18 protein-coding genes are annotated in these 22,758 nt (G+C 60.4%); 14 read left to right on the top strand and 4 right to left on the bottom strand.

Annotated features, from left to right (window positions below; translation table 11 throughout):
• Window positions 1-876 (bottom strand): GlxA family transcriptional regulator (locus QYH43_RS08570; protein WP_301156882.1); only part of this gene is annotated, 876 nt, incomplete at its 3' end.
• Between the two features lie 225 nt (window positions 877-1,101).
• Between QYH43_RS08570 and choX the strand changes: the two genes are divergently transcribed.
• The 6 genes from choX to QYH43_RS08540 all read left to right on the top strand — a co-directional run bounded on the left by choX (window position 1,102) and on the right by QYH43_RS08540 (window position 6,548).
• Window positions 1,102-2,046 (top strand): choline ABC transporter substrate-binding protein, encoded by a 945-nt coding sequence (choX, locus tag QYH43_RS08565; protein ID WP_301156881.1) that lies wholly within the window; start codon window positions 1,102-1,104, stop codon window positions 2,044-2,046.
• Window positions 2,047-2,120: 74 nt separating this feature from the next.
• Window positions 2,121-3,008, top strand: coding sequence for a 3-keto-5-aminohexanoate cleavage protein (locus QYH43_RS08560; RefSeq protein ID WP_053163105.1), 888 nt, complete (start codon window positions 2,121-2,123; stop codon window positions 3,006-3,008).
• Window positions 3,009-3,141: 133 nt separating this feature from the next.
• On the top strand, window positions 3,142-4,107 hold the full coding sequence (locus QYH43_RS08555; protein ID WP_095057471.1) for an L-carnitine dehydrogenase: 966 nt from the start codon (window positions 3,142-3,144) through the stop codon (window positions 4,105-4,107).
• 128 nt (window positions 4,108-4,235) lie between these two features.
• Window positions 4,236-4,712: a thioesterase family protein gene (locus tag QYH43_RS08550; protein ID WP_095057470.1), complete on the top strand. Its 477-nt coding sequence runs from the start codon at window positions 4,236-4,238 to the stop codon at window positions 4,710-4,712.
• A gap of 13 nt (window positions 4,713-4,725) precedes the next feature.
• Entirely contained in the window at window positions 4,726-5,889 is a 1,164-nt protein-coding gene (locus QYH43_RS08545) for a gamma-butyrobetaine dioxygenase (protein WP_301156880.1), read from the top strand.
• A gap of 392 nt (window positions 5,890-6,281) precedes the next feature.
• Window positions 6,282-6,548 carry a hypothetical protein gene (locus QYH43_RS08540; RefSeq protein ID WP_095057468.1) on the top strand — a complete coding sequence of 89 codons (267 nt, stop codon included), beginning with the start codon at window positions 6,282-6,284 and terminating at the stop codon, window positions 6,546-6,548.
• 75 nt (window positions 6,549-6,623) lie between these two features.
• On the opposite strand, the gene QYH43_RS08535 is transcribed toward QYH43_RS08540, so the two are convergent.
• Entirely contained in the window at window positions 6,624-7,727 is a 1,104-nt protein-coding gene (locus tag QYH43_RS08535; RefSeq protein WP_095057467.1) for a GlxA family transcriptional regulator, read from the bottom strand.
• 529 nt (window positions 7,728-8,256) lie between these two features.
• Window positions 8,257-9,633, bottom strand: coding sequence for an L-serine ammonia-lyase (locus tag QYH43_RS08530; RefSeq protein WP_095057466.1), 1,377 nt, complete (start codon window positions 9,631-9,633; stop codon window positions 8,257-8,259).
• 435 nt (window positions 9,634-10,068) lie between these two features.
• Here QYH43_RS08530 and QYH43_RS08525 point away from each other — a divergent pair, with 435 nt between their 5' ends.
• The 3 genes from QYH43_RS08525 (at window position 10,069) to choV (ending at window position 13,113) form a co-directional block, all read left to right on the top strand.
• Window positions 10,069-11,016 carry a choline ABC transporter substrate-binding protein gene (locus QYH43_RS08525; RefSeq protein WP_095057465.1) on the top strand — a complete coding sequence of 316 codons (948 nt, stop codon included), beginning with the start codon at window positions 10,069-10,071 and terminating at the stop codon, window positions 11,014-11,016.
• A 76-nt stretch (window positions 11,017-11,092) separates the two neighbouring features.
• The gene (choW, locus tag QYH43_RS08520) at window positions 11,093-11,938 is read left to right on the top strand and encodes a choline ABC transporter permease subunit (protein WP_053163121.1); all 846 of its coding nucleotides are present in this window, start codon (window positions 11,093-11,095) and stop codon (window positions 11,936-11,938) included.
• On the top strand, window positions 11,935-13,113 hold the full coding sequence (choV, locus tag QYH43_RS08515) for a choline ABC transporter ATP-binding protein (RefSeq protein ID WP_301156879.1): 1,179 nt from the start codon (window positions 11,935-11,937) through the stop codon (window positions 13,111-13,113). The genes choW and choV overlap by 4 nt, the downstream gene beginning before the upstream one ends.
• A 171-nt stretch (window positions 13,114-13,284) precedes the next feature.
• On the opposite strand, the gene QYH43_RS08510 is transcribed toward choV, so the two are convergent.
• Window positions 13,285-15,225: a BCCT family transporter gene (locus tag QYH43_RS08510; protein WP_256580311.1), complete on the bottom strand. Its 1,941-nt coding sequence runs from the start codon at window positions 15,223-15,225 to the stop codon at window positions 13,285-13,287.
• A gap of 381 nt (window positions 15,226-15,606) precedes the next feature.
• Here QYH43_RS08510 and betI point away from each other — a divergent pair, with 381 nt between their 5' ends.
• The 5 genes from betI to QYH43_RS08485 all read left to right on the top strand — a co-directional run bounded on the left by betI (window position 15,607) and on the right by QYH43_RS08485 (window position 22,681).
• A complete protein-coding gene (betI, locus tag QYH43_RS08505; protein ID WP_095057462.1) occupies window positions 15,607-16,200 on the top strand; it encodes a transcriptional regulator BetI in 594 nt (197 codons plus the stop codon).
• 106 nt (window positions 16,201-16,306) lie between these two features.
• Complete coding sequence (gene betB, locus QYH43_RS08500; protein ID WP_301156878.1) at window positions 16,307-17,779, top strand: betaine-aldehyde dehydrogenase; 1,473 nt, start codon at window positions 16,307-16,309, stop codon at window positions 17,777-17,779.
• Between the two features lie 140 nt (window positions 17,780-17,919).
• Entirely contained in the window at window positions 17,920-19,620 is a 1,701-nt protein-coding gene (gene betA, locus QYH43_RS08495; RefSeq protein ID WP_301156877.1) for a choline dehydrogenase, read from the top strand.
• 281 nt (window positions 19,621-19,901) lie between these two features.
• The gene (locus QYH43_RS08490; protein ID WP_301156876.1) at window positions 19,902-21,344 is read left to right on the top strand and encodes a TldD/PmbA family protein; all 1,443 of its coding nucleotides are present in this window, start codon (window positions 19,902-19,904) and stop codon (window positions 21,342-21,344) included.
• A complete protein-coding gene (locus QYH43_RS08485; protein ID WP_301156875.1) occupies window positions 21,344-22,681 on the top strand; it encodes a TldD/PmbA family protein in 1,338 nt (445 codons plus the stop codon). The genes QYH43_RS08490 and QYH43_RS08485 overlap by 1 nt, the downstream gene beginning before the upstream one ends.
• The last annotated feature ends 77 nt before the right edge of the window (window positions 22,682-22,758 follow it).

The raw sequence follows: 22,758 nt of genomic DNA, 5'->3' as shown, positions 1-22,758 counted from the left end.
GTACGACGGCGATTCAAAGCCGCAGGCAATGCTCACTTCCAGCACGCTCATGTCGGTCTGACGCAGCAACTGCCGCGCCTTCTCCAGCCGTAACCGCAGGTAGAAATTGCTCGGCGTGTCGTTCAGGTGCAACCGAAACAATCGCTCCAGTTGTCGCCGCGTCACTTTGATCGATTCCGCCAATTCCAGCGTGCTCAACGGCGGTTCGCTGTGCTGCTCCATCTCGCCGATCACCTGCACCAGTTTCTTGTTGCTGATGCCATAACGCGTGGCGACTTCCATGCGCTGGTGGTCTTTGCGCGGGCGAATGCGGCCAAGTACGAATTGTTCACTGACCTGGATCGCCAGTTGCGGGCCATGGGCCTGGGCGATCAGATCCAGCATTAAATCGATGGAGGCAGTACCGCCGGCAGAGGTAATACGTCGACGGTCGATTTCGAACAATTCCTGGGTGACGCTGAGCTGCGGATAGGACTCCTTGAACGCGTCGATGGCTTCCCAGTGCAGGGTCAGGCGATGACCATCGAGCAAACCGGCCTCGGCGAGGATGAAGCTGCCAGTGTCGATGGCGCCGAGGGTCACGCCTTCGTTGTCGAGCCGCCGCAGCCAATGCTCCAGTACCGGGGTCGCGAACTTCTGCGGTTCGAATCCGGCGACCACCAGCAGCGTCGCGCCTTTCTTCAACGGCTCCAGCGCCGCATCGGCGTTGACCGACATCCCGTTGCTGGCCAGCACCGCGCCGCCGTCCGCACTCAACACATGCCAGCGATAGAGCTCGCCGCGAAAGCGATTGGCGACCCGCAGCGGCTCGATGGCCGAGATAAAGCCGATGGCCGAGAAACCCGGCATCAACAAGAAGTAGAAATCCTGGGACATGGAGCGCACTCGCTTAGCAGGTAACAAGAGGCCAGGTAACAAGAGGGCGGGTTCAGTAGGGATGTTGATACGCCACTTGCCCGTGGCATTCAAGAGCGCAGGTCGCTGCAGTGCAAGTGCTGGTCGCCGCAGTGCGCTTTCACGGCTGATTTGCTGCGTAACGTGTCATCACCGGCGCATCAGACACCGGAACTCACAATAAACGAACTGCCGAGGAACCTGAGAATGAAACGACTGATCAGCAGCTGTGTTCTTGCACTCAGTGGTACCGCTTTTCTGAGCGCCAGTGTCATGGCCGCCGAACCCGCCGCGTGCCAGAACGTGCGCATGGGTGTAGTGAACTGGACCGACGTGATCGCGACCAGTGCGATGACCCAGGTATTGCTCGATGGCCTCGGCTATAAAACCAAACAAACCAGCGCCTCCCAGCAAATCATCTTCGCCGGGATCCGCGATCAGCGCCTGGACCTGTTCCTCGGTTACTGGAACCCGCTGATGACCCAGACCATCACCCCGTTCGTCGACGCCAATCAGGTCAAGGTGCTTGAAGCCCCAAGCCTCAAAGACGCCCGCGCCACCCTCGCCGTGCCGACCTACCTCGCCGACAAGGGCCTGAAAACCTTCGCCGACATCGCCAAGTTCGAAAAGGAACTGGGCGGCAAGATCTACGGCATCGAACCGGGCTCGGGCGCCAACACCCAGATCAAGGCAATGATCGCGAAGAACCAGTTCGGCCTCGGCAAATTCCAGCTGGTCGAATCCAGCGAGGCCGGCATGCTCGCCGCCGTGGACCGCGCCGTGCGCCGCAACGAAGCCGTGGTGTTCTTCGGCTGGGCACCGCACCCGATGAACGTCAATGTGCAAATGACGTACCTCACCGGCAGTGAAGACGCCCTCGGCCCGAACGAAGGCATGGCCACGGTCTGGACCGTCACCGCACCGAAGTACGCCGAGCAGTGCCCGAACATCGGCCGCCTGCTCAGCAACCTGACCTACACCGCCGAAGACGAGAGCCGGATGATGCAGCCGCTGCTCGATCACAAGGACGCCTTCGAGTCGGCCAGGCAATGGCTCAAGGATCACCCGCAGGACAAGCAACGCTGGCTCGAAGGCGTCACCACCTTCGACGGCAAACCGGCTGCGGAAAACTTGAAACTGACCAGCAAATAAACCCTGATTGAATCACCGATTCGCAGCCCGACCGGGCTGCGAACGGGACCCACACGCCTGAAGGAAACCGCCAAATGAACCACGACGTCATCATCACCTGCGCACTTACCGGTGCTGGCGACACGACCGCCAGAAGCCCACACGTGCCGGTCACCCCGAAACAGATCGCCGCCGCTGCCGTGGAAGCCGCGAAGGCCGGCGCCACGGTGGTGCACTGCCACGTTCGCGACCCGCAAACCGGCAAGTTCAGTCGTGATGTGGCGCTGTACCGCGAAGTGATGGAGCGTATCCGCGAGGCGGACGTGGACATCATCGTCAACCTGACCGCCGGCATGGGCGGCGACCTGGAAATCGGTGCTGGCGAGAACCCGATGGAATTCGGTCCGAACACCGACCTGGTCGGCCCGCTCACCCGCTTGGCCCACGTCGAAGAACTGCTGCCGGAAATCTGCACCCTCGACTGCGGCACCCTGAACTTCGGCGATGGCGACACCATTTACGTGTCCACCCCGGCGCAATTGCGGGCTGGCGCCAAACGCATTCAAGAGCTGGGCGTAAAAGCCGAGCTGGAAATCTTCGATACCGGTCACCTGTGGTTCGCCAAGCAGATGATCAAGGAAGGCCTGCTCGACAACCCTCTGTTTCAGCTGTGCCTGGGCATTCCGTGGGGCGCGCCGGCGGACACCACCACCATGAAGGCCATGGTCGACAACTTGCCCGCCGATGCGGTGTGGGCGGGTTTCGGCATCGGTCGCATGCAGATGCCGATGGCGGCGCAAGCGGTGCTGCTGGGCGGCAACGTGCGGGTCGGTCTGGAAGACAACCTGTGGCTGGACAAGGGTGTGTTGGCGACCAACGGCCAATTGGTCGAGCGCGCCACCGAAATCCTCAGCCGCCTCGGCGCCCGCGTCCTGACCCCGGCTGAAGGCCGCAAGAAAATGGGCCTGACCCAGCGTGGTTAACCCCCACTCCCCCTGTAGGAGCCGGCTTGCTGGCGATGAGGCCAGTACATCCGCCACATTTTCCGTGACGGGAATACCGTCTTCGCCAGCAAGCCGGCTCCTACAGGGACACCGAAATTTTCAGGAAATGACCATGACCTTCATCACCGAAATCAAAACCTTCGCAGCGCTGGGCAGTGGTGTCATTGGCAGCGGCTGGGTGTCCCGCGCCCTCGCCCATGGCCTGGATGTGGTGGCCTGGGACCCGGCGCCCGGCGCCGAAGCGGCGCTGCGCAAACGTGTCGCCAATGCCTGGGGCGCGCTGGAGAAACAAGGCCTGGCACCCGGTGCCTCACAGGATCGCTTGCGCTTCGTCGCCACCATCGAAGAGTGCGTTCGCGACGCTGACTTCATTCAGGAAAGCGCCCCGGAACGCCTCGAACTGAAACTGGAACTGCACAGCAAAATCAGCGCGGCGGCCAAGCCCAATGCGTTGATCGGCTCCAGCACTTCGGGCCTGCTGCCGAGTGAGTTCTACGAGAGTTCGACACACCCGGAACGCTGCGTGGTCGGTCACCCCTTCAACCCGGTTTACCTGCTGCCGCTGGTTGAAGTGGTCGGCGGTAAAAACACTGCACCTGAAGCGGTGCAAGCGGCCATGAAAGTCTACGAATCCCTGGGCATGCGCCCGCTGCACGTGCGCAAGGAAGTGCCGGGGTTCATCGCCGATCGTCTGCTCGAAGCGTTGTGGCGCGAGGCCTTGCACCTGGTCAACGACGGCGTGGCGACCACCGGCGAAATCGACGACGCGATCCGTTTTGGCGCCGGTTTGCGCTGGTCGTTCATGGGCACGTTCCTGACCTACACTCTGGCCGGCGGCGACGCAGGCATGCGCCACTTCATGGCACAGTTCGGTCCGGCATTGCAGCTGCCGTGGACCTATCTGCCCGCACCGGAGCTGACGGACAAACTGATCGACGATGTGGTCGATGGCACCAGCGATCAACTGGGCAAGCACAGCATTTCAGCGCTGGAACGCTATCGTGATGACTGCCTGCTGGCGGTGCTGGAGGCGGTGAAGACCACCAAAGAGAAGCATGGGATGGCATTTGCCGAATAACCCTACCCTTGTAGGCGCTGGCTTGCCGGCGATGAGGCCGGCGCATCCTCCGACCTTCGGCGCTGCGAACATCGCAATCGCCAGCAAGCCGGCTCCTACAGGTTTTCGTGATTTCAGGATTTGATGACATGCCTGCATTGACCACCTACCAAACCCGAATCATCCCCGACTGGGTCGACTACAACGGCCACCTGCGCGACGCTTTCTACCTGCTGATTTTCAGCTACGCCACCGACGCCCTGATGGATCGCCTTGGCCTCGACAGCAACAGCCGCGAAGCCAGCGGCAACTCACTGTTCACCCTCGAACTGCACCTCAACTACCTGCACGAAGTGAAGCTCGACGCCGACGTCGAAGTGCACACGCAAATCATCGCCCACGACAGCAAACGCCTGCACCTCTATCACAGCCTGCACCTCGTCGGAGATGACAAGGCGCTGGCGGGCAACGAGCAAATGCTGCTGCATGTCGATCTCGCCGGACCAAGATCGGCACCGTTCAGTGAACAGTCATTGAGCAAGCTGCAAGCCATCGTCGCCGAACAGGCTGACCTGCCCACACCCGCCTACATCGGCCGAGTGATCGCATTGCCCCCAAAAAAATAACAAGGAGATCGCCATGAATACCGCCGCTGCGTTTGCCGACTTTCGTACTTATCCGTTGATCAGCGCGCTGACTGGCGTGCAAGCCATGGCGGATCGCGTGTTGGTGAAGTGGGCCGACGATCGCGTCAGCCCTTTCCATCATCAATGGCTTCGGGACAACTGCCCGTGCCCGCATTGCGTGTACACGGTGACCCGCGAACAGGTGCTGGAAATCGTCGATGTTGCGGAAAACCTGATGCCCGCCGAAACCGGCGTTGATGCTGAAGGTTGCCTGTGCGTTCAGTGGCAGGACGGTCACCTCAGCCGCTTCGACCCCGGCTGGTTGAGGGCACATGCCTATGACGACGAATCCCGCGCCGAGCGCCGGGAAGGCAAGCCGAAAGCCAGACTGTGGCACAGCGATTTGCAGCTTCCTGTTTTCGACTATCAGGCGCTGATGACCGACAACGATGCGCTATTGCAATGGCTGCTGGCCGTGCGTGATACCGGACTGACCCAAGTCCGCGGCGTACCCACTGAACCCGGTTCGTTGAAGCTGATCGCCCAACGGATTTCCTTCATCCGCGAGAGCAATTTTGGCGTGCTGTTCAACGTGCAATCCAAGGCTGATGCCGACAGCAACGCCTACACCGCATTCAACCTGCCATTGCACAGCGATCTGCCAACCCGGGAGTTGCAACCGGGGCTGCAGTTTTTGCATTGTCTGGTCAACGACGCCGACGGTGGCGAGAGCGTTTTTGTCGATGGTTTTGCCATCGCCGATGCGTTGCGCCGCGAGGATCCGGAGGCCTTCAAAAGCCTGTGTGAAATACCCGTGGAGTTCCGCAACAAGGATCGCCACAGCGACTACCGTTGCCTCGCACCGATCATCGCCCTGGATCCCTTGGGGCAGGTGTCGGAAATCCGCATGGCGAATTTTCTGCGCGGCCCGTTCGATGCGTCGGTGGAGCAGATGCCCAGGCTCTATCGCGCCTATCGTCGCTTCATCGCGATGACACGCGAGCCCCGGTTCAGGCTGATGCAGCGGCTCAACCCGGGCGAACTCTGGTGCTTCGACAACCGCCGCACCTTGCACGCGCGCAACGCGTTTGACCCTGCCAGCGGGGCGCGGCATTTCCAGGGGTGCTATGTCGACCGGGATGAGTTGTTGTCGCGGATTCTGGTGTTGCAACGATAAACCGCGTCATCGTTCATCGCTGGCAGGCCAGCTCCCACGGGTTTGGCGTCGTTCACCCAATTGGTGGTAACCCCAATCCTGTGGGAGCGTGGCTTGCCCGCGATAGTGCCAATCCAGACACCGCACATTTCCCGGATTCACAGACAAAAAAAGCCCCGATCAAGCCGTGACAGGATCGAGGCAGAGGGTACTGTTGAGGAGCTGCCGTGCGATGGTGACCAAACCTTCGTTAAGCGAGCTGGGTCCAGTGTGCCCACTCCTCTCGCCGCCAGGTTAGCCGAAAACGACATGTTCATAACCAATTGAGGCATTGCGACAAATCGCCCTTGCCGACACCCCGCACCCCCACCAGAATCGATTCACGACACCGTTCCCTGAAGAAGGATTGCGTCATGATGTACGCCGATTTGATAGACCAGGAAGACCTGTTGGGGCAGCTCAAGTCATTGGGCTTTCAGGTACCCAGCGGATCCACAGCCGAGCAGGCTTGTGAGTGTGCGGTACGAGGTTTGAACAACGAACGGGCCACCGTGTTGCGCACAATGGTCAAGCAGATGTACACCAGCAGCGCGACAATTTTGCCGGCAGTGCGCCAGGCCATCGACAAGCAGTTATTGCCGGCATTGGCGGAGTATCAGCAGAGCCACACCAGCCGATAAAAGATCAAAAGATCGCAGCCTTCGGCAGCTCCTACAGGAGCTCCGGAGGCTGCGATCTTTTAATGGACCCTCGGTCTAGAGCCTTACACTGGCAAACGTCGACTCATTACGCGCCTGGCTCAGCGCCGACAACGGCCCGGACAACGGCGACAGTACCAGCGCCTGCGGCAGCGGCATCATCGCCACTTGCTGCGTGGTATTGGAACCTACGCGCTCGTCACGCGGCGGAATGCCAAAGTACTCGCGGTAGCACTTGGAGAAGTGCGGCGTGGACACAAACCCGCACACCGACGCCACTTCGATGATCGACATCGGCGTTTGCTTGAGCAACTGCCGAGCGCGAATCAAACGCAACTTGAGGTAGTAACGCGACGGCGAGCAGTGCAGGTATTTCTGGAACAGCCGTTCGAGCTGTCGACGTGACACCGCGACATACACCGCCAGTTCGTCCAGATCGATCGGCTCTTCGAGGTTGGCTTCCATCAGCGCAACGATTTCCTGCAGCTTCGGCTGGTTGGTGCCGAGCATATGCTTGAGTGGAACGCGCTGGTGATCCTGCTCGTTACGGATACGCTCGTAGACAAACATCTCGGAAATCGCGGCCGACAGCTCACGACCGTGATCGCGGCTGATCAGGTGCAACATCATGTCCAGCGGCGCGGTGCCGCCGGAACTGGTGAAACGGTTTCGGTCGAGAGTGAACAGACGGGTGCTCATCACCACACGCGGGAAAGCTTCCTGCATCGCCGCCAGGCATTCCCAGTGCACGCTGCAATCGAAACCATCCAGCAGACCGGCGCAGGCCAGGGCCCAGCTGCCGGTGCAGACCGCGCCCAGACGACGGGACTGACGCGCCTGGCTTTGCAGCCATGACACGTGTTCCCGGGTAACAGTGCGCTGGATACCGATGCCGCCGCAAACGATGATGGTGTCCATTGGCGGGGCTTTGTGCATGGAGGCGTCGGGGGTGATTTGCAGGCCGTCACTGGCCCAGACCTGACCGCCATCAACGGTGAGGGTCGTCCAGCGATACAGCTCGCGGCCGGACAACTGGTTGGCCATGCGCAGCGGTTCTACCGCGGAGGCCAGAGAAATCAGCGTGAAATTGTCCAGCAGCAGAAAGCCGATGGATTGAGGCGCACGGTTCTGGGGTTGGGCCCCGGAGTTGAACGACGTCATCGCGGTATCTCCTCACACAAAGCAGGTGATGGCCTCAGGCGGAGGCTCTTGTTATTGCCATCGTTCTCGCGTGGGAGACGGGCTTTGTAATGACAGAGCAATTGCCGTGCCTATTTTTGAATGTGCGTTCAATAACTCCTGAAAACGACGTCGGAATGTGTCTGTACATGACACACAGGAAAGGGGGATTTAAATGGCCATCAAGGCTGGCAAGCGCCCCGCCCCACGAGCTGTGAGCAATTCGGTAGCACTTGTGGGAACTGGGCTCAGAGCCGCCGCGAAAGAGTGTCACCACAGGCACGGGGGACGAGTGGTCAAGTCCGGAATGACGCCCGACCGCCGGCAAAACTATTTATCTGTTAGCGACGCGCCAAAAGGTGGCGCGGTTTAAATCGGGTGTTCACTTAGCGCGCAGTTTTGACTGGTAAAGAAGCCTCGTCTGTAGGAGCCGGCTTGCTGGCGATAAACGATAACGCGGATTGACTGACTCACCGCGTCGTCTGAATCGCCAGCAAGCCGGCTCCTACACTCAACACTCCACCGCGCTGACCGCCAGGCCACCCCGCGATGTCTCCTTATATTTGTCATGCATATCGGCGCCGGTATCGCGCATGGTGCGGATCACCCGATCCAGCGAAATGAAGTGCTGCCCATCACCCCGCAGAGCCATTTGCGCCGCGTTGATCGCTTTCACTGCCGCAATTGCGTTGCGCTCGATGCACGGCACCTGCACCAGGCCACCCACTGGGTCGCACGTCAGGCCGAGGTTGTGTTCCAGGCCGATTTCCGCCGCGTTGCACAGTTGCTCCGGCGTGGCGCCGAGGATTTCCGCCAGCCCCGCTGCTGCCATCGCGCAGGCCGAACCGACTTCGCCCTGGCAACCCACTTCGGCACCGGAGATCGAAGCGTTCTTCTTGCACAGAATCCCGACCGCCGCAGCCCCGAGCAGGTAATCCACGACGTTGGCGTCGGTCACCGCTTCGCTGAACTTCATAAAGTAGTGCAACACCGCCGGAATGATCCCCGCCGCACCATTGGTCGGCGCCGTGACCATGCGCCCGCCGGCCGCGTTTTCTTCGTTGACCGCCAGGGCGAACAGGTTGACCCACTCCATCGCACTCAAGGTCGAACCGATGACGTTGGGCTTGTTCAGCTCCTGCAAACTGCGATGCAGTTTTGCCGCGCGGCGCCGCACGTTGAGGCCACCGGGCAGGATGCCTTCGTGCTTGAGACCCTGCTCGACGCAATCCTGCATGGCACGCCAGAGCGTCATCAGGCCGCTGCGGATTTCCTCCTCGCTGCGCCAGACTTTCTCGTTGGCCATCATTAATTCGGCCACCCGCAGGTTGTGCTTCTTGCACAGTTCCAGCAGCTCGGCCGCGCTGGAAAAATCGTACGGCAACATCGTGCGATCCAGGTCGACGACGCCGCTTGCAGCCTGCGCCTCATCGACGACAAAACCACCACCGACCGAATAGTAGGTGTCGCGATGAAACTCACCGCGTTCGTCCTCGACAATCAGGGTCATGGCGTTGGGGTGGTACGGCAGGTTTTCGTCGATCAGGCGCATGTCGCTGCCCCAGACGAACGGGACCTCGAGGTGGCCGTCGAGCAACAAGGTATTGGTTTCGCGCAGCGTGGCGATGCGAATGCCGATTTGCGACGGATCGATCGCGTCCGGCCATTCGCCCATCAGGCCCATGATCACCGCGTTGTCGCTGCCGTGCCCGATGCCGGTGGCCGACAGCGAGCCGAACAACTGGACTTCGACACGCCGCACTTGCTTCAGTTGTCCTCGATCACGCAGGCCTTGAACGAACAACGCCGCTGCCCGCATGGGCCCAACGGTGTGGGAGCTGGAAGGTCCGATACCGATTTTGAACAGGTCGAAAACACTGATTGCCATGACTGCAGAACTCCTGGATGTACCAACTCCAGGCGCAAAAACGCCCGGTGACGGAGCTGCTACGCTCAAGCTGCAATCCGTCGAGGTGGCCGCATCATCAAGCTTTTATCGTGTTGTTCGACGTCTCTAACCGACGCACTCATGCCCACGAACGCCGCGTGTCTTTTACGCCGCGTTTTCGCCGTTTTTTTGCGATCCGAACGGCCAAATGTGCCTGAAAAAATCTGTAAACGACGTCACCGACACTGGATGCGACCATCCCTGTACTGGATACGACGCGCCCTGTAGGCGTCAGATTTTCACTGGTACATGATCGTATCGACTCGATTGCAAGGCGCCGTGGTAGAGCTGTCTCCAGAACGCCATCCAACCGCAACCTATAAGTGCGGTGGTCCAGTCGGAACACTGCCAAAAAAAACACCAAGGAGTCCATCCATGAAAGGTTCCCCGTCGTTGTTGTTGGCCGCCCTGCTTAGTCTGCCGGTTCTGGCGCAAGCCGCCGAACCGGCCCAATGCAGCACCGTAAACTTCTCCGATGTCGGCTGGACCGACATCACCGCGACTACCGCGACCACCAGCGTCGTACTCAACGCCCTCGGCTACAAGACCAAGACCACCATGATTTCCGTGCCCGTGACCTACAAGTCCCTGGCCGACGGCAAGAACATGGACGTGTTCCTGGGCAACTGGATGCCGACCATGGAAAACGACATCAAGGCCTACCGCGATGCGGGCACCGTCGAGACTGTGCGCACCAACCTCAAAGGCGCCAAGTACACCCTCGCCGTGCCTCAGGCGCTGTACGACAAAGGGCTGCATGACTTCGCCGACATCGCCAAATTCAAAAAAGAACTCGACGGCAAGATCTATGGCATCGAGCCTGGCAACGACGGCAACCGTCTGATCCAGAGCATGATCGACAAAGACGCCTTCGGCCTGAAAACCGCCGGTTTCAAGATGGTCGAGTCCAGCGAAGCGGGCATGCTCTCGCAAGTCGATCGTGCACAGAAACGCGACACCGCCGTGGTGTTCCTCGGCTGGGCGCCGCACCCGATGAACAAGCGCTTCAAGATCCAATACCTGACCGGTGGCGATGACTTCTTCGGCCCGGATTTCGGTGCCGCCACCGTGGCGACCAACACCCGCAAGGGTTACGCCCAGGAGTGCAGCAACGTGGGTCAGTTGCTGAAGAACCTGGAGTTCACCGTCGACATGGAAAGCGAACTGATGGGCAACATCCTGGACGACAAGATGAAACCTGACGCGGCCGCCAAGGCCTGGCTGAAAAAGAACCCACAGGTGCTCGATACCTGGCTCGCTGGCGTGACCACCATTGACGGTAAACCTGGCCTGGAGGCCGTGAAAGCCAAACTGACGCCTTGAATCAGGGAGCATCGCTTATGCCGGGCGGTGTAGCCGCCCGGGCTGTTTATTTCCTCGCATGCGGACGTTCACTACCATGCTGATTGATCAGAAAATACCCCTAGGCCAGTACATCGCAGGCTTCGTTGAATGGTTGACGCAACACGGCGCCAACACCTTCGACGCCATCGCCGTGACACTGGAAACGATGATCCACGGCGTGACTTTTGCGCTGACCTGGTTCAACCCGCTGGCATTGATCGGCCTGATCGCACTGCTCGCCCACTTCATCCAACGCAAATGGGGCCTGACCGCTTTCGTCATCGCCTCCTTCCTGCTGATCCTCAACCTGGGGTACTGGCAGGAAACCATGGAAACCCTCGCCCAGGTGTTGTTCGCCACCCTGGTCTGCGTATTGATCGGCGTGCCGTTGGGCATCGTCGCCGCGCACAAGCCGATGTTCTACACTGTAATGCGTCCGGTACTCGATCTGATGCAGACCGTACCGACCTTCGTTTACCTCATTCCTACCCTGACCCTCTTCGGGCTGGGCGTGGTGCCGGGCCTGATCTCCACAGTGGTGTTCGCCATTGCCGCGCCGATCCGCCTGACCTACCTGGGCATCCGCGATGTCCCGCAAGAACTGATGGATGCCGGCAAGGCCTTTGGCTGCTCGCGTCGCCAACTGCTCTCACGGATCGAACTGCCCCATGCCATGCCAAGCATCGCGGCCGGCATCACCCAGTGCATCATGCTGTCGCTCTCGATGGTGGTGATCGCGGCACTGGTGGGCGCCGATGGCCTGGGCAAACCGGTGGTCAACGCACTGAATACCGCTGATATCGCCCTGGGCTTCGAAGCGGGCCTGGCGATCGTACTGCTGGCGATCATGCTCGACCGAATCTGCAAACAACCCGACGCTAAAGTAGGGGGTGACGCATGAGCATTATTCGCTTTGAAGACGTCGACGTGATCTTCGCCAGAGATCCGCGAGAAGCCTTGAAACTGCTTGACCAGGGCATGACCCGAAACGAAATCCTGAAAAAGACCGGGCAGATTGTCGGCGTTGAAAAAGCCAGCCTGGATATCGAGAAAGGTGAGATCTGCGTACTGATGGGCCTGTCCGGCTCCGGCAAGTCCAGCCTGCTGCGCTGCATCAACGGCCTCAACACCGTGAGCCGCGGCAAACTGTTCGTCGAGCATGAAGGCAAACAGATCGACATCGCCTCCTGCACCCCGGCAGAACTGAAAATGATGCGCACCAAACGCATCGCGATGGTGTTCCAGAAGTTCGCCCTGATGCCTTGGCTGACCGTGCGCGAGAACATCAGTTTCGGTCTGGAAATGCAGGGTCGGCCAGAGAAGGAACGCAAAAAACTGGTCGACGAAAAGCTTGAACTGGTGGGCTTGACCCAGTGGCGCAACAAGAAACCCGATGAGCTGTCCGGCGGCATGCAGCAACGTGTGGGCCTGGCCCGTGCGCTGGCGATGGACGCTGACATCCTGCTGATGGACGAACCGTTCTCGGCACTTGACCCGCTGATCCGCCAAGGCCTGCAAGATGAACTGCTGGAACTGCAACGCAAGCTGAGCAAAACCATCGTGTTCGTAAGCCACGACCTCGACGAAGCCCTGAAGCTCGGCAGTCGCATCGCGATCATGAAAGACGGCCGGATCATCCAGTACAGCAAGCCGGAAGAAATCGTCCTCAACCCAGCGGACGACTATGTACGGACCTTCGTCGCCCACACCAATCCGCTGAACGTGCTGTGCGGTCGCAGCCTGATGCGCACGCTGGACAAATGCAAACGCATCAACGGTTCCGTGTGCCTCGATCCAGGCGGCGATTCGTGGCTGGACCTGGCGGAAGGCAACACCATCAAGGGCGCCCGCCAGAACGGCTCAAACCTGGATCTGCAAAACTGGGTACCGGGTCAGGCCGTCGAAGGCCTGAGTCGTCGACCCACCCTGGTGGACTCGAGCATCGGTATGCGCGACGCGTTGCAGATTCGTTATCAGACCGGCAACAAACTGGTGCTGCACGACAACAATCATGTGGTGGGAATTCTGGGTGACAGCGAGCTGTATCACGCGCTGCTCGGCAAGAACCTGGGGTAAGACGACAGACACAAAAACGCCGCGAGAGGATCGCGGCGTTTTTGTTTGAACGCGTTATTTGTATCAACGCTATCTCTGTAGGAGCCGGCTTGCCGGCGATGGCGGTGTATCAGATACACCGCGGTATGGCATTCGCTGGCAAGCCAGCGCCTACAAAGACTGTGCGTTCACTCAACTATAAACCCGGCCAAGGAGCTGCCGATGGCTTTCAAACTGATCGAGCACGTCACGTGTGATCTGATCCTGAGTGAAGCCCATCAGGTCGTAGTCCTGGCTGCCGTTGTGCAGGTACACCTCGGCGCGATAGAAGCGCTGACGCGCCTCGTCGGACTGCACCGACTCGGTCGGCGTGGCCAGGTAGCCATCCAGGCTCACTTCGTAGACGAAAGGGTTGCCCTCTTCCATCTCCACGCGCACGCCCATGCAACGCTTGGACTTGCCGAGCAACGTCTGCACTTCCAGACCTTGAGCACGCATCTGCGCCGTCGCATCTTCAAGCGCCGGGCTCACCTGCTTGTCCATGAAACGCTGCACTACCGATTGGCTCGGTTGCAGATCCAGTTGAGTCAAACGCTCGCTGAAACCACGACGGCCACGTTCCGCCAACTGCGCTTGCTCCTGTTCGATCTGCACGTCCTGGCGCATGGCCTTGTGCAAGCCGAACATGAAGCACACCAGCACCACCGAGAACGGCAGGCCCGCCAGCACCACCATGGTTTGCATGGCTTCGAAGTTACCGGCGAACAGCAGGCCGATGGTCACCAGGGTGATCACCGCCGACCAGAAAATCCGCAGCCAGTGCGGGGCGTCTTCGTCGACGTTGCCGCCCTTGCACGACAGATTCGCCATCATCACCGCGCCGGAATCCGCCGGGGTCAGGAACAGCACGAAACCGACAAAGATCGACACGCCGATCACAACCTTCGACGCTGGGTAATGTTCAAGCAACTGGTAGATCGCCATGGACGGCTGCTCCAGCGCTGTCTTCCCGAGTTCCACCGCCCCATGGTTCATCACCAGATCCAGGGCCGAGTTACCGAAGATCGACAACCACGCCAGGGTGAAACCCAGCGGAATCAGCAACACGCCCGCCACCAGTTCACGCACCGTGCGACCACGGGAAATACGCGCGATGAACATGCCTACGAATGGCGCCCAGGAAATCCACCAGGCCCAATAGAACAGGGTCCACAGGCCCAACCAGCGGTCGGACTTCTCGCTATCGCCTTCGTACACATAGAGGTCGAACGTCTTCAGCACCACGCCGTTCAGGTAGTCACCAACGTTTTGCACAAAGCCGTTGAGCAGGTGCAGAGTCGGGCCGAACAGCAGCACGAAAATCAGCAGGCCGCTGAACAGCACGATGTTCAGGTTGGACAGACGGCGGATGCCGTTTTCCACGCCCGACACAGCGGCGATGGTCGCCACAGTGCTCATCACGATGATCACAATCAGCAGGTTGGTGTTGCTGTGCTCCATGCCGAACAGGTTTTCCAACCCGGAAGACACTTGCAGCGAACCAATCCCCAGGTTGGTCACCAGACCCAACAGGGTCACGAACATGCCGAAGCCGTCCACCGCATGCCCGGCTGCGCCTTTGACCCAGCGCTCGCCCACCAGCGGGTACAACGCCGAACGCAACGCCAGCGGCTGGTTATGCCGATAGGCAAAGTACGCCACCGCCAGACCGACCAACGCGTAGATCGCCCAGCCATGCAGGCCCCAATGCAGGAACGTCAGTTGCACCGCCTGACGTGCCGCGAGGTTGCTGCCGGAGACGCCTTCCGGCGGATTGAAGTAGTGATCCAGCGGTTCGGACGCGCCGAAGTACAGCAACGAAATGCCGATACCCGACGAGAACAGCATCCCCGCCCAGGCGCCGTAGCTGAAGTCCGGGGTGTCGTCCTTGCTGCCCAGTTTCAGTTTGCCGTAGGACGAAAACGCCAGGCCGATGACAAAAATCAGGTAGGCGGCAATCACCACCATGTAGTACCAGCCGAAGCTGCGGGACAACCAGGCTTGCGCCATACCGAGCAGTCTGCCGGCCTCTTGCGGGGCGATGATCAGAATGGCGGTCAACAATAGAATCAACGCGGTAGAGGTGTAGAACACCCAACCGTTGACCGTCACCTTCTCCGGTGGGGTCTTTATTAGCGAGGCAGAACTCATGGCACAGATGCTCCAGGCAGTGCGAGAGAAGAACGCAAGACAAACGTGTTACCCGACTAATCGGTTAGTGGGCAGCCGACCGACGGGTGATATAAAGACAGCCCGAAAAAAGCCCGAAGCCCTGAAGCGCCGCAGCGCATAGGTTTCGAGCAGTTTCGGAAGTCGATTTTTCCGCCGCTACCTGTAGGAAAAAATCTGTAGGCAGCGACGATTTGTCGCAGATCTTATTCTTTGTTGATTGAACGTTCAATCAAAACAAAATAGACTGGCCCACAAGCCGATAGACGTTCCACGTCTGCCGGAAGGCCTAAGGAGATGTGCAAGATGCCCAAGGTCGGTATGCAACCCATCCGTCGCCAACAATTGATCGAAGCCACGTTGCTGGCGGTCGACCAGGTCGGAATGGGGGACGCCAGCATTGCGCTGATCGCCCGTTTGGCCGGTGTCTCGAATGGCATCATCAGTCACTACTTTCAGGACAAGAATGGCCTGATCGCCGCCACCATGGGGTACCTGATGACTGTCCTGAGCGAGAACGTCACCGCGCGCCGACAGGCGCTGACAGATGACAGCCCGCGGGCGCATCTGCAGGTGATCATCGAAGGCAACTTCGACGCCAGCCAGGTCAACGGCCCGGCAATGAAAACCTGGCTGGCCTTTTGGGCCACCAGCATGCACCAGCCGTCTTTGCACAGGTTGCAGCGGATCAACGATCACCGTCTGTATTCCAACCTGTGCTGCCAGTTCCGCCGTGTACTGCCGCTCAATGATGCGCGCAGTGCCGCCCGAGGCCTGGCAGCGTTGATTGACGGTTTGTGGTTGCGCGGCGCGCTGTCGGGAGACGCTTTCGACACCGAGCAGGCGCAACAGATCGCTTACGAATACATGGATATCCAATTGGCCAAGCGGGTGAGTTAGAGCACACATAAACGCTCAACCCCTGAACCGCCACTGATCAGCGCACCCAGGCTTCACGGCGCGCCCGGTGGTCAACGCCAACCACTTATGCTCTTGCGAGGACTTTATGGCCCGTTTCGAACTGCAAAAACTCTACATCGATGGCGCGTACAGCGACGCCAGCAGCGACGCCACTTTCGAAGCCATCAACCCGGCTAACGGAGAAGTCCTCGCAAAAGTGCAACGTGCGACCTTCGATGACGTCGAACGCGCCGTCGTCAGCGCCGAAAAGGGCCAGAAGATCTGGGCCGCCATGACCGCCATGGAGCGTTCGCGCATCCTGCGTCGTGCCGTCGACATCCTGCGCGAGCGCAACGATGAACTGGCCGCCCTGGAAACCCTGGACACCGGCAAGTCGTTCTCCGAAACCAAGTATGTCGACATCGTCACCGGTGCTGACGTGCTGGAATACTACGCGGGCCTGGTTCCGGCCATCGAAGGCGAGCAGATCCCGCTGCGCACCACCTCGTTCGTCTACACCCGTCGCGAGCCGCTGGGCGTCGTGGCCGGTATCGGCGCGTGGAACTACCCGATCCAGATTGCGCTGTGGAAATCCGCCCCTGCCCTGGCGGCCGGTAACGCGATGATCTTCAAGCCAAGCGAAGTCACCTCGCTGACCACTCTGAAACTGGCCGAGATCTACACCGAAGCCGGCCTGCCGGACGGCGTGTTCAACGTCCTGACCGGCAGCGGCCGTGAAGTCGGCACCTGGCTGACCGAGCATCCACGCATCGAAAAAATCTCCTTCACCGGCGGCACCGACACCGGCAAGAAAGTCATGGCCAGCGCTTCGGCCTCGTCGCTCAAAGACGTGACCATGGAACTGGGCGGCAAATCGCCGCTGATCATCTGCGACGACGCCGACCTCGATCGCGCCGCCGATACCGCAATGATGGCCAACTTCTACAGCTCCGGTCAGGTCTGCACCAACGGCACTCGCGTGTTCGTACCGGCTCACCTGAAAGCTGCGTTCGAAGCCAAGATCGTTGAGCGTGTTGCGCGCATCCGCGTCGGCAACCCGGAAGACGAAAACACCAACTTCGGCCCGCTGGTCAGCTTCGCCCACATGGAAAGCGTGTTGGGTTACATCGCCAAAGGTAAGGAAGAAGGCGCCCGTGTTCTGTGCGGCGGCGAGCGTCTGACCGACGGTGAATTCGCCAAAGGCGCGTTCGTGGCACCTACCGTGTTCACCGACTGTACCGACGACATGACCATCGTTCGCGAAGAAATCTTCGGCCCGGTGATGGCGATCCTCACCTACGAAACTGAAGAAGAAGTGATCCGTCGCGCCAACGACACCGACTTCGGCCTGGCCGCCGGTATCGTCACCAAGGACCTGAACCGCGCCCACCGCGTGATTCATCAACTGGAAGCCGGTATCTGCTGGATCAACGCCTGGGGCGAGTCCGACGCGAAGATGCCGGTGGGCGGCTACAAGCAGTCGGGTGTGGGCCGTGAGAACGGGATCAGCTCGCTGAACAACTTCACCCGCATCAAATCGGTACAGGTCGAACTGGGCGATTACAGCTCAGTGTTCTGAGCAGCGGCAAGCCACAAGTTTCAAGCGGCAAGCAAGGGCAAAAGCCTTGCTTGCCCACCGCTCTCATTTCAACCAAGCCCCGCTTCGCTGCTTCTACTTGCAGCTTGAAGCTTGAGGCTTGCAGCTCACGGAGGCATTCAATGTCCCAAGTATTCGATTACATCATCATCGGTGCCGGCTCGGCCGGTAATACCCTGGCGACCCGTCTGACTGAAGACGCAGGCGTCACCGTCCTGCTGCTCGAAGCAGGCGGCCCGGACTACCGTTTCGACTTCCGCACGCAAATGCCTGCGGCACTGGCGTTCCCGCTGCAAGGCCGCCGCTACAACTGGGCCTACGAAACCGATGCCGAGCCACACATGGACGGTCGTCGCATGGAATGTGGTCGCGGCAAGGGCCTGGGTGGTTCTTCGCTGATCAACGGCATGTGCTACATCCGCGGCAACGCGATGGACTACGACGGCTGGGCGAAACTGCCAGGCCTGGAAGACTGGACCTACCTCGATTGCCTGCCGTATTTCCGCAAGGCCGAAACCCGTGACATCGGCGCGAACGACTACCACGGTGGCGACGGCCCGGTCAGCGTGACCACGCCGAAGGCCGGCAACAACCCACTGTTCCACGCCATGGTTGAAGCCGGCGTGCAGGCCGGTTACCCGCGTACCGAAGACTTGAACGGCTACCAGCAGGAAGGCTTCGGCCCGATGGACCGCACCGTGACACCGAAAGGTCGTCGTGCTTCCACCGCCCGTGGTTACCTGGACGTCGCCAAGAAACGTTCGACCCTGACCATCGTCACCCACGCCCTGACCGACAAGATCCTGTTCGACGGCAAGCGTGCGGTCGGCGTGCGTTACCTGGTCGGCGACGCTGAAGAGCGCGTTGAAGTCAAAGCGCGCAAGGAAGTGCTGCTGTGCTCCGGCGCCATCGCTTCGCCGCAGATCCTGCAACGCTCCGGCGTCGGCCCGGCCGAACTGCTGAACAAGCTCGACATTCCGGTGGTCCACGACCTGCCCGGCGTCGGTGAAAACCTGCAGGATCACCTTGAGTTGTACCTGCAATACGCGTGCACCCAACCGGTTTCGCTGTACCCGTCGCTGCTCTGGTACAACCAGCCGGCCATCGGTGCCGAGTGGCTGTTCAACGGCACCGGCATCGGCGCCAGCAACCAGTTCGAAGCCGGCGGTTTCATCCGTACCCGCGAAGAATTCGAATGGCCGAACATCCAGTACCACTTCCTGCCGGTCGCGATTAACTACAACGGCAGCAACGGTGTGAAAGAGCACGGCTTCCAGGCGCACATGGGTTCCATGCGTTCGCCAAGCCGCGGGCGCATCCAGGCCAAGTCCAAGGACCCGCGCCAGCACCCGAGCATTCTGTTCAACTACATGGCCACCGAACAGGACTGGCAGGAATTTCGCGACGGCATCCGCCTGACCCGTGAAATCATGCAGCAGCCTGCACTGGACGCTTTCCGTGGTCGCGAGATCAGCCCGGGCATCGACGTGCAGAGCGATGCGCAGCTGGACAAGTTCATCCGCGAGCACGCCGAAACCGCGTTCCATCCGTCCTGCTCGTGCAAGATGGGCACCGACGACATGGCCGTGGTCGATGGCGAAGGTCGCGTGCACGGCATGCAAGGCCTGCGCGTGGTCGATGCCTCGATCATGCCGATCATCACCACCGGCAACCTCAATGCCCCAACGATCATGATGGCCGAGAAAATCGCCGACAAGATCCGTGGCCGCAAACCGTTGCCGCGCAGCACCGCCACTTACTACGTGGCGGGTGAAGCGCCGGTGAAGGGCAAGCCGATGCGTGAAGTGACCCAGATCGCGTAAGGCGCTATACCGCGTCACGGCCAATCGCTGGCAGGCCAGCTCCCACAGGTTTTATGTCGGCCGCAAAATTTGCGTCCAACTTGGTCACTGTGGGAGCTGGCTTGCCAGCGATGAGGCCAGCCATTCAGCACACATCTTGCCGCCAGACTCAGCAACCCACCCCGACCCCATTCCAAACTTGCTCCTCCCCCCGCACAGGCCTAATCTAGCGCCACACAATCGTTTCACCTCTCCCCTCGCTACACCGCTTCGCCGCCACTCCATACCAAGGAGGTTCCCGAATGTTCGATTTCCATCCCCAGCTCAAGCAGCGTTTTGCTGCATTGCGCACGGGGGCCGAGTTCTTTTCCCTGCGTTATGTGCGCGAATCCGGCCAGTACCTGTCGGTGCGCAAGAACGTCGCCGAACCGCCGAGCCTGAGCCGTGACGAAGGGGCGATGCTGACGGTGCGGGTCAATGGGGTCGAAGCCTATGCCGCGACCAACGATCTGTCACAACAAGGCCTGCAAGCGGCACTGGGCCGAGCCGAACAACAAGCTCGCCGACTCAAGCCCCACGCCCTGCTGGACCTGCGCGACCAGGCTGTTTCGAGTGATCGCGCCGACTACTTCTCGCCGAACCTCGACCAGCCCTTTCCGTCCCTGAGCGATTGCTACCAACTGCTCGGCGCCGAGTCCGCCGCCGTGCCCAAGGACGAGCGCCTGGTGAACTGGCAGGTCAGCGTCGGCATCACCCACGTCGAGCAGATCTACTTGAACAGCGCCGGTGCCGAGCTGCGCCAGGCACAACGATTTGTCTACCCAGGCCTGGACGTCACAGCCTACGACGGCAACGACAGCCAGACTCGCAGCCTCGGCCGCGAGAACTTCGGCCAGCAAGGCGGCGCCGATGTCATCAGCCGTTGCGGCCTGATCGGTGCCGGCGCGCAAGTCGCCGATCAGGCAATGCAATTGCTGCTCGCACCCAACACCCCGCAAGGTCCGCGCGACCTGCTGTTGATGCCCGATCAGATGATGTTGCAGATCCACGAGTCCATCGGCCATCCGCTGGAACTGGACCGCATCCTCGGCGACGAGCGCAATTACGCCGGCACCAGCTTCGTCAAAGCCGAGGATTTCGGCAGCCTGCAATACGGTTCCAAACTGCTCAACGTGACCTTCGACCCGGACATCCCCGAACAGCTCGCCAGTTACGGCCATGACGACGACGGCACCGCTGCGAGCAAACAATTCCTGATCCGCGAAGGCCTGTTGCTGCGCCCGTTGGGCGGCGCGCTGTCGCAGTTCCGCGCCGGCATGGATGGCGTCGCCAACAGCCGCGCCTGCGGCTGGAACCGTCCGCCGATCGACCGCATGGCCAACCTCAATATCGAGCCCGGCGATCAGCCGCTGGAACAACTGATCGGCAACATCGAGCACGGCATTTTGATGAGCACCAACCGCTCGTGGTCCATCGATGATGCGCGCAACAAATTCCAGTTCGGCTGTGAATGGGGCCAGTTGATCGAGAATGGCGAGCTCAAAGGCGTGGTGAAAAATCCGAATTACCGGGCGATTTCCGCACAGTTCTGGAAGAGCCTCAGCGCCGTCGGCGATGCCAACACCTTCAAGGTGCTCGGCACCCCGAACTGCGGCAAGGGCGAACCGAATCAGGTGATTCGCGTCGGGCATGCTTCGCCAGCGTGTGTGTTCAGTCACGTGGATGTGTTTGGAGGAGACGCCTGATGAGTCAATCAAAAGCTCAGGCCGAGTCTTTCAAGACTTTGGTCGCCGGGTTACGCGAAGCGCTGCAAGAGCCGGAACAATTCACCCTCAGCTACGCCGCCGAGTCGTCGGCCTTCGTGCGCTTCAACCACGCCAAGGTCCGTCAGGCCGGACAGGTGCAGCAAGCGAACATCGGCCTGAAACTGATCAACGATGGCCGCCACGCCGACCTGCAGATCACGCTGGCGGGCGACCCGGAAGTTGACCTTCAGCGTCTGCTGGAAGGTGTGCAGCAACTGCGCGAAACCCTGCCGCTGCTGCCTCAGGATCCGTACCTGCTGCTCAACCATAACGGCTGGCAGAGCACGAATGTGCAGGAGCATCCGCTGCCGGATACAGAACAGGTGGTCGCTGAGATTGCCCAGGCCGCCGAAGGTCTGGACCTGGTCGGCTTTTACGCGGCCGGTCCCATCAGTCGTGGTTTTGCCAGTTCTTCAGGCGCGTTCGGTTGGCATCAGGCCAACAGCTTCAATTTCGATTTCAGCCTGTTCCACGCAAACGGCCAGGCAGTAAAAGCGAGCTATGCCGGGCACGACTGGAGCAGCGAAGGGTTTGCCAAACGCTTCCAGCAGGCCCGCGAACAACTGGAGTATCTGAGTCGCCCATTGCGCACCCTGGCACCGGGTCAGTACCGCGCCTACCTCGCGCCGGCCGCGCTGGAAGAAATCATGGGCATGCTCTGCTGGGGCGGTTTTTCAGCGCAGTCGATTGCCAGCAAAAGCAGCCCGCTGCAGAAGCTCTACGGCGGCGATCAACGCTTCAGCCCGCTGATCTCGCTGGATGAAAAAGTCAGTGGTTCCTTAAGCCCGGCGTTTTCCGAGGAAGGCTATCCGCGCAGCGATCTTCAGTTGATTGTCGAGGGCAATGCAGGCGCGCAACTGGTCGGTTCACGCAGTGCCGCTGAGTATGGCCTCACGGCCAATGGCGCCGACGGTGGCGAATCACCGAGCGCGTTGAACATGCAGGCCGGGGCATTGCCTGAGGCGGACATCCTCAAACAACTCGGCACCGGCTTGTACATCAGCAACCTGTGGTACCTGAACTTCTCGGATCAACCGGCGGCACGCCTGACTGGCATGACGCGCTTTGCGACGTTCTGGGTCGAGAATGGCGAGATCCAGGCGCCGGTGAGCACCATGCGGTTTGATGACAGTGCGTTCAGCCTGCTCGGTTCGCAACTGGAAGCGCTGACCGAGGAGCGCGAGTTGTTGTTGTCGGCGAGTACGTACAGCCAGCGGGCGACGGCGTCGGCGTTGTTGCCGGGGGCCCTTGTCAGCCGATTGACCTTGACCCTGTAACACCGCAATACCCTGTAGGAGCTGGCTTGCCAGCGATCGCGGTCTTTCTGCCAACAACTATGTTGAATTTGACCGCC

The sequence above is a fragment of the Pseudomonas sp. C32 genome, from assembly GCF_030417915.1.
Classification (GTDB): domain Bacteria; phylum Pseudomonadota; class Gammaproteobacteria; order Pseudomonadales; family Pseudomonadaceae; genus Aquipseudomonas.
This window is presented reverse-complemented; position numbering and strand designations above follow the sequence as displayed.

What these genes read in the sequence shown, in the direction of transcription:
- choX (WP_301156881.1), top strand. Translation starts at nt 1,102, where the DNA reads ATGAAACGACTGATCAGCAGCTGTGTTCTTGCACTCAGTGGTACCGCT.
- QYH43_RS08560 (WP_053163105.1), top strand. Translation starts at nt 2,121, where the DNA reads ATGAACCACGACGTCATCATCACCTGCGCACTTACCGGTGCTGGCGAC.
- QYH43_RS08555 (WP_095057471.1), top strand. Translation starts at nt 3,142, where the DNA reads ATGACCTTCATCACCGAAATCAAAACCTTCGCAGCGCTGGGCAGTGGT.
- QYH43_RS08550 (WP_095057470.1), top strand. Translation starts at nt 4,236, where the DNA reads ATGCCTGCATTGACCACCTACCAAACCCGAATCATCCCCGACTGGGTC.
- QYH43_RS08545 (WP_301156880.1), top strand. Translation starts at nt 4,726, where the DNA reads ATGAATACCGCCGCTGCGTTTGCCGACTTTCGTACTTATCCGTTGATC.
- QYH43_RS08540 (WP_095057468.1), top strand. Translation starts at nt 6,282, where the DNA reads ATGATGTACGCCGATTTGATAGACCAGGAAGACCTGTTGGGGCAGCTC.
- QYH43_RS08535 (WP_095057467.1), bottom strand. Translation starts at nt 7,727, where the DNA reads ATGACGTCGTTCAACTCCGGGGCCCAACCCCAGAACCGTGCGCCTCAA.
- QYH43_RS08530 (WP_095057466.1), bottom strand. Translation starts at nt 9,633, where the DNA reads ATGGCAATCAGTGTTTTCGACCTGTTCAAAATCGGTATCGGACCTTCC.
- QYH43_RS08525 (WP_095057465.1), top strand. Translation starts at nt 10,069, where the DNA reads ATGAAAGGTTCCCCGTCGTTGTTGTTGGCCGCCCTGCTTAGTCTGCCG.
- choW (WP_053163121.1), top strand. Translation starts at nt 11,093, where the DNA reads ATGCTGATTGATCAGAAAATACCCCTAGGCCAGTACATCGCAGGCTTC.
- choV (WP_301156879.1), top strand. Translation starts at nt 11,935, where the DNA reads ATGAGCATTATTCGCTTTGAAGACGTCGACGTGATCTTCGCCAGAGAT.
- betI (WP_095057462.1), top strand. Translation starts at nt 15,607, where the DNA reads ATGCCCAAGGTCGGTATGCAACCCATCCGTCGCCAACAATTGATCGAA.
- betB (WP_301156878.1), top strand. Translation starts at nt 16,307, where the DNA reads ATGGCCCGTTTCGAACTGCAAAAACTCTACATCGATGGCGCGTACAGC.
- betA (WP_301156877.1), top strand. Translation starts at nt 17,920, where the DNA reads ATGTCCCAAGTATTCGATTACATCATCATCGGTGCCGGCTCGGCCGGT.
- QYH43_RS08490 (WP_301156876.1), top strand. Translation starts at nt 19,902, where the DNA reads ATGTTCGATTTCCATCCCCAGCTCAAGCAGCGTTTTGCTGCATTGCGC.
- QYH43_RS08485 (WP_301156875.1), top strand. Translation starts at nt 21,344, where the DNA reads ATGAGTCAATCAAAAGCTCAGGCCGAGTCTTTCAAGACTTTGGTCGCC.